6 protein-coding genes are annotated in these 6,401 nt (G+C 72.6%); 3 read left to right on the top strand and 3 right to left on the bottom strand.

Translation table 11 applies throughout. From position 1 onward, the window contains the following. Positions 1–254: 254 nt before the first annotated feature. Complete coding sequence (locus tag GXW76_RS24565) at positions 255–911, bottom strand: EI24 domain-containing protein (protein WP_211864777.1); 657 nt, start codon at positions 909–911, stop codon at positions 255–257. 232 nt (positions 912–1,143) lie between these two features. Between GXW76_RS24565 and GXW76_RS24570 the strand changes: the two genes are divergently transcribed. The 3 genes from GXW76_RS24570 (at position 1,144) to GXW76_RS24580 (ending at position 3,365) form a co-directional block, all read left to right on the top strand. Further along, the gene (locus GXW76_RS24570; protein WP_211864778.1) at positions 1,144–2,109 is read left to right on the top strand and encodes a Bug family tripartite tricarboxylate transporter substrate binding protein; all 966 of its coding nucleotides are present in this window, start codon (positions 1,144–1,146) and stop codon (positions 2,107–2,109) included. Positions 2,110–2,140: 31 nt separating this feature from the next. Continuing rightward, positions 2,141–2,371 (top strand): hypothetical protein, encoded by a 231-nt coding sequence (locus GXW76_RS24575; RefSeq protein WP_211864779.1) that lies wholly within the window; start codon positions 2,141–2,143, stop codon positions 2,369–2,371. Positions 2,372–2,930: 559 nt separating this feature from the next. After that, complete coding sequence (locus GXW76_RS24580; RefSeq protein ID WP_211864780.1) at positions 2,931–3,365, top strand: hypothetical protein; 435 nt, start codon at positions 2,931–2,933, stop codon at positions 3,363–3,365. Positions 3,366–3,367: 2 nt separating this feature from the next. Here the strand turns inward: GXW76_RS24580 and GXW76_RS24585 are convergent, their stop codons facing one another. Then, a complete protein-coding gene (locus GXW76_RS24585) occupies positions 3,368–3,811 on the bottom strand; it encodes a DUF488 domain-containing protein (protein WP_211864781.1) in 444 nt (147 codons plus the stop codon). Beyond that, positions 3,808–6,108, bottom strand: coding sequence for an NADP-dependent malic enzyme (locus GXW76_RS24590; RefSeq protein ID WP_211864782.1), 2,301 nt, complete (start codon positions 6,106–6,108; stop codon positions 3,808–3,810). The genes GXW76_RS24585 and GXW76_RS24590 overlap by 4 nt, the downstream gene beginning before the upstream one ends. Positions 6,109–6,401 lie beyond the last annotated feature (293 nt).

Below are 6,401 nucleotides of genomic sequence, written 5' to 3' on the forward strand. Positions count from 1 at the left end.
GGACGCCTGGCTCGGCAGCGCCACGCCCGAGGGGCGGAACGGCGGCACGCCCAGGTCGGGGTCGCGCGCGGCCGGCACTGTCGTCGGCGCGGCCTCGGTGCCCGCGGCAGCGGCCCCCGGTTCATCCTTGCGTCGGAAGATCGACATCCTGGAGCCCCCTCGATTCCTGGAGGTTAACGTGAAGGCTCGGGGCTACCACGCGCCGCGACGCGGCCACAACGCCGGTACCGGGCTTATCCCCAGGATTCCCGCAATCAATTCCCTGTGGACCGCCGCAGAAGGTGAACCGAGGCGGCCGTTCCGAGGACGGGCACCAGGAGGTTGAGAATCGGCACCAGCGCCATCGCCGCCAGGACGATGCCGAGCGACCAGCCCGCGAACCGCCGTGCCCGCCAGGCAGCCCGCGCCCCCGCCATATCCATGCGAAGAAGGGCCGTCTGCTGGAACAACCCGGCGCCCAACGCATAGGCCGAAACAAGCAGCGCCAGCACGAACCCCGCCACCGGCACGAAGAGCAGGGGCAGCATCAGCACCTGCAGCAGCAGCAGCCTGAGCCCGAAGCGCAGGCCGAAGGCGATCTGCGCGGCGATGGAAGCGCCCTGCGGCGGCGGCAGGCCGGGGTAGTGTCGCCGCTCCACCGCCGCGGCGACGGGTTCCACGAGCTGGCAGGCGATGGCCGCCGCCACCGGCAGGAAGAGCCACCAGGCCAGCAGCAGCGCCACCCCGCCGCCGCTTGCCTGCGCGAGCCAGGAGAGCCAGCCCGTGCCGCCGGCCGCCCAGGCGGCGGCCTCGACCGCGCCCCAGGTGAGCAGGCCGACCGCGACCGCGGCACCCAGCACGCCCCAGAGCAAGGGACGGCGGAAGGCAGGGTCGCCCATCTGGCCGAGGGCGAGGATCAGGGCGGTGGGCATGTCGGAACCTTCGGTGGGGTGTGAGGTGGATATCCCCGGCGGCAAAGGCTGACGAGAGGGGGCGCCGCCCCTCCCTCGACCCCCCCCGGCAAAGGCCGAAGGGCCTTTGCAAACCAATTTGCGGGTGCCCGAGGGGAGGGGGCTTTCGGGCCTTGGCGGAGGAGGGCGCCTTGCCCCTTGGCGCGCCTTGGCCCGGGCGGCAGATTGCCGCCCGCATCAGAAGGCAGGGACGATGATCGGACGACGGGGCGCGATCGGCGTGGGTCTTGGGCTGGCGGCCGGCGCCGCGCAGGCGCAGCCGGCCGGCTGGCCGGACCGGCCCTTCCGCCTCGTGGTCGGCTACCCGGCGGGCGGTCCGTCGGACGTCTTCGCCCGGCTGACGGCGGGGCAAATGGGCCCGCGCCTCGGCCAGACCGTGGTGGTCGAGAACCGGCCCGGCGGCGGCGCCGTGCTGGCGAGCGAGACCGTCGCCCGCGCGCCGGCCGACGGCCATACCTGGCTCCACACCGACAACGGCATCCTGGTCTACAACCCGGCGCTCTACGCCCGCCTGCCCTACGATCCGGACAGGGACCTCGCCGGCGTCGGCTTCATCGGCAGCTTCCCGCTCTACATCGTCTGCCGCGCGGACGCGCCCTGGGCGGATTTCCCGGCGCTGCTCGCGGCCAGCCGGACCCGCGCGCCGACCTATGGCAGCCCGGCCGTCGCCTCCCCGCACCACCTGGCGATGGAACTGGTGAAGCGGCGCTCCGGCCTCGCCGCAGAGCACGTGCCCTATCGCGGCGGGCAGGCGGCGATGCAGGACCTGCTCGCCGGCAGCGTCGAGACGGTGATGATCGACACCGCCACCGGCCTGCCCTTCATCCGCGACGGCCGCGTGCGCGCGCTGGCCGTGCTGACCGAGGCCCGCACCACCGAGGCCCCGGCCGTGCCGACACTGCGCGAACTGGGCCACGACGCCGTCGCCTTCGGTTGGCAGGGCATCAGCGTCCCCAAGGCCGTCCCGGGTCCCATCGTCGCGCGGCTGAACGCCGAACTGGTCCGCGCCGTGGCCTCGGAGGAGGTGCAGGCCCGCGCCCGCGGCCTCGGCATCCAGACCAATGCCTGGAGCGCGGCCGAGTTCGACGCCTTCGTCGCCGCCGAGAACACCCTGTGGCGGCCGCTGATCCGCGACCTCGGGATTCGTTTGGATTCTTGACCTGCCCTGCCGACCTGCCCAAGTTGCGCGCATGACACGGCGAACGCTGATCCTGGCCCTCGTGGCCTCGGTCGTCGCCCTGCCGGCGGCGGCCACCGAAGGAGCGGTCCAGCGCGCGGGACGCGCGGTGGAACGCGGCGCCAAGCGCACCGGGGAAGCAGTCGAACGCGGTGCGCACCGCACCGGCTCGGCCCTCGAACGCGCGGCGAACTGGACCGGCGAGCGCCTGCGCCGCGCCGGCCGCTGGGCCTTCGGGGACTGACCCGCGCGGTCAATTCCATTGGCCGCCAGTGTCCTGCCCGCGAAGTTCGCTGGATTTCCAGCGAACGAAGCGAACAAGCAGGCCACTGAAAACAAAGGCTAGTGGCCTGAGAACGAAATTCGCAGGATTTCGGAATCAGGACACTAGCAGCGGTTTCCGTTCGCCTCGGCTCGCGAACACCGCTCCAGGTCTTTGTTCTTGCGAGCATCTTCACCCGATCAGGTGATTCCACCTGATCGGGATCTGCTCTAGCAGCGGTCGTCGTGCCCTCGGACGCCGGGCGGACCCCATCCCCCTTGCCTTCGCCGGACTGCCGGCGGGCCGCATTCGCGGCCTCGGCCCGCTTTGCGGGCGGCAGGCTGGGAACGGGGGCTGCCGGCATGGCGATCGGCGGCGGGATGGCTGCTCCCCTGCGGAGCCTGCATCGGCAGTCCCCGGTCCGCCGCGCGGCCGCATCACCGGCCCGCGCGCGTCCCGCCCCGTTGTCGCCATCCGAAACAGCCATCATCTTCCTCGCGCGGCGCCGGCATTCCGGCGCGCGTTTCCGCTGGAGGCATCGATGCGTCTCGTCCCTGCCGCCCTGGTCCTGGCCATCGCCGCCGCCCCGGCGCTGGCGCAGACCGCCGGCGGCCTGCCCCCGCCCGTGCCCCGCCCAGTCGAGCAGGCCCCGGCACCCGCCCCCGCTCCCGCCAATGATGCCGCCCCCGCCCGCCAGCCGGGCGTCGGCGAACGCACCGGCACGGCGATCGACCGCGCCGCGGAATCGACCGGCCAGGCACTGGGGCGGGCGGCGGATGAAACCGGCTCGGCACTCGGTCGCGCCATGCGCTGGTCCGGCCAGCAGATGCAGGGCGCGGGGGAATGGACCCAGCGCCAGGGCGAACGCATGACCGGGCAGGGCGCCGCGCCCGCCCAGCCGGCCCAACCCGCCCAGCCGGCGGCGCCGGCCCAACCCGTCCAGCCGGCGGCGCCGGCCGCCCCGCCCTCGCGGTAGGTTCAGCGCGCCGGGTGCAGGTGGATGGCCGGCAGGCCGGCCGCCTCAGCCACCAGCGTGCGGTGGCAGTGCCGCGGATCATCCTCGAGGCAGAGCAGGCAGACCCGTTGCCGCCGCGCGAGATCCCCGAGGTTCGCCAGCGCCGCCTGCGCCTCGGTGCCTTCGAGATGGGCGGCGAAGATGCGTTTCATCACCTCCGGCTTGCCGGTGCGCGCCGCCTCCCGCCCCGCCGCCGGCGTGCCGAGGGCGCGCAGGTGCAGGTAGCCGATCCCGGCCTCCTCCAGCGCGGCCGAGAGCGCGCCCTTGGAAAAGCCCGGCTTGCGGCTGTTGGCGATGGCGCGGACATCGACCAGCGTCTGCACCTTCGCCTCGCGCAGCGCCGCCAGCAGCGTGGACGGCGTCGCGCGCTCGTAGCCGATGGTCAGGACCTCGCCGGCCTGGCTCACTTCGGCAGGGCGGCGTGGGCCGCGAGGCAGGCCATGTCCAGGATCTGGTTCACCCCCGCCTGCATCGGCACGATCTGCGCCGAGTGCGACAGGCCGATGAGCAGCGGCCCGATCACCGTCGCGCTGGTCAGCCGCGGCACGGAGCGCGCCAGGATGTGCGCCGCGTGCAGCCCCGGCATGATGAGGATGTTGGCCGGCCCGGTCAGGCGGGAGAAGGGATAGAGCGAGGCGCGCAGCCCGTGGTCGAGCGCGACGTCGGCCGACATCTCGCCGTCGAACTCGAAATCCGCACCCTTTTCGGTGAGCAGCTTCACCGCCTCGCGGATGCTGCCGGGGATGGTGCCTCGCGGGTCGCCGAAGGTGGAGAAGGAGAGGAAGGCGACGCGCGGCTCCAGCCCCAGCCGCCGGGCCGCCACGGCCGAGCCGCGGGCGATGCCGGCGAGCGTCTCGGCATCCGGGCGCTCGTGCACCGCGGTGTCGGCCACCAGCACCGTGCCGGCGCGGCGGGAGACGATGATGGACAGGCCGAAGGTGACGCGACCCGGGATCGGGTCGATCGCCATGGAGATACCCTCCATCGCCACCGAATACGACCGCGTGCTGCCGGTGACGACCGCATCCGCGTCCCCGGTCGCCACCATGCAGGCGGCGAAGACGTTGCGGTCCTGGTTCACCAGGCGCTGGCAGTCGCGGAACAGGAAGCCCTGGCGCTGGCGCTTGGCATAGAGGAATTCGGCATAGCGCCGGTTGGAATCCGAAAGGCGGGCGTTGTGGATCTCGATCCCGTCCGGCAGCGGGATGCCGAGCGCGGCCGTGACCGCATTGACCCGCTCCTCCCGCGCGACCAGCACGGGCGTGCCGTAGCCGGCGTTGCGGAAGGCGATCGCGGCGCGGATCACCTTCTCCTCCTCGCCTTCGGCGAAGACGACGCGGCGCGGGTTGTTGCGGACGGAGTCCGCGATCGCCTCGAGCGCGCCGACCGTGGCATCCAGCCGGTTCGCGAGGTCGCGCGCATAGCGCTGCAGGTCGATGATCGGCTTGCGGGCGACGCCGGACTCCATCGCCGCCCTGGCGACGGCGGGCGAGACGCGGGAGATCAGCCGCGGGTCGAAGGCATTCGGGATGATGTATTCGGGCCCGAAGCGCAGTTCCTTGCCGGCGCCGGCGCCGGCCACTTCCTCCGGCACGTCCTCGCGCGCCAGCATCGCCAGCGATTCGGCGGCCGCGATCTTCATCGCGTCGTTGATCGTGCTGGCGCGGACGTCGAGCGCGCCGCGGAAGATGAAGGGGAAGCCGAGGACGTTGTTGACCTGGTTCGGGTAGTCGGACCGGCCCGTCGCGATGATCGCGTCCGGCCGCGCCGCGCGCGCCTCGTCCGGCGTGATCTCGGGGTCGGGGTTCGCCATGGCGAAGATGATCGGCTTCGGCGCCATGCTGCGGACCATGTCCTGCGTCAGCGCGCCCTTCGCCGAGAGGCCGAAGAACACGTCCGCCCCTTCCAGCGCCTGGGCCAGCGAGCGCGCGGAGGTCGCGGCGGCGTGCGCCGACTTCCACTGGTTCATGCCTTCGGTGCGGCCGCGCCAGATCACCCCCTTGGTGTCGCAGAGGATCACGTTCTCCGGCCGCATGCCCATGGCCTTCACCAGCTCGGCGCAGGCGATGGAGGCCGCGCCGGCGCCGTTGATGACGAGCCGCGTCGCCCTGATGTCCCGTCCCGTCAGGTGGATCGCGTTGATCAGCCCGGCGGCGGCGACGATCGCCGTGCCGTGCTGGTCGTCATGGAACACCGGGATGTCCATGAGTTCCCGCAGGCGCTGCTCGATGACGAAGCATTCCGGCGCCTTGATGTCCTCGAGGTTGATCCCCCCGAAGGACGGCCCGAGGTAGCGCACCGAATTCACGAAGGCGTCGACGTCCTCGGTCTCGACGCAGAGATCGATCCCGTCGACGTCCGCGAAGCGCTTGAACAGCGCGACCTTGCCTTCCATCACCGGCTTGGACGCCAGCGCGCCGAGGTTGCCGAGCCCCAGCACCGCCGTGCCGTTGGAGATGACGGCGACGAAGTTCCCCTTGGCCGTGTAGTCGTAGGCGAGCTTCGGGTCGCGGTGGATGTGCAGGCAGGGTTCGGCGACGCCGGGCGAATAGGCCAGCGAGAGGTCGCGCGCGGTGATCAGCGGCTTGGTCAGCCGGATCTCGAGCTTGCCCGGCCGGCCTTCCGCGTGGAGGGCCAGCGCCTCCTCCGCGGTGACGCGGGTGGTGCGGGTGTCCTCGGCAGGCAGCTGCTTCGCGTCGTCCATCTTGCTCGTCTTCCCCGCGATCTTCGTTCTGCAGTCATTCATTGTGGACCCTCGACCGCCGCCTTGCGACCCCCCGGTTTCGCAATCGCGGCAGAGCCGGCCTTCAGGTCGCGCCGGCCGCCCGCGAGGCCGGCTCATGGCCCCTGCCATCGCGCGCGCTCGGCTCGCAGGCAGGTTCGTGAAGGCAATGCGGGCGGACCCCATCCCGACGCATGGAATCCGCGGCCCGACGGCGGCGGGTCGGTGCCGGCGAGCCGCGCGCGGGCGGTCCCGCGCGCGGCCGCGCCGGCATC

Source organism: Neoroseomonas soli, from assembly GCF_018129065.1.
GTDB lineage: Bacteria > Pseudomonadota > Alphaproteobacteria > Acetobacterales > Acetobacteraceae > Neoroseomonas > Neoroseomonas soli.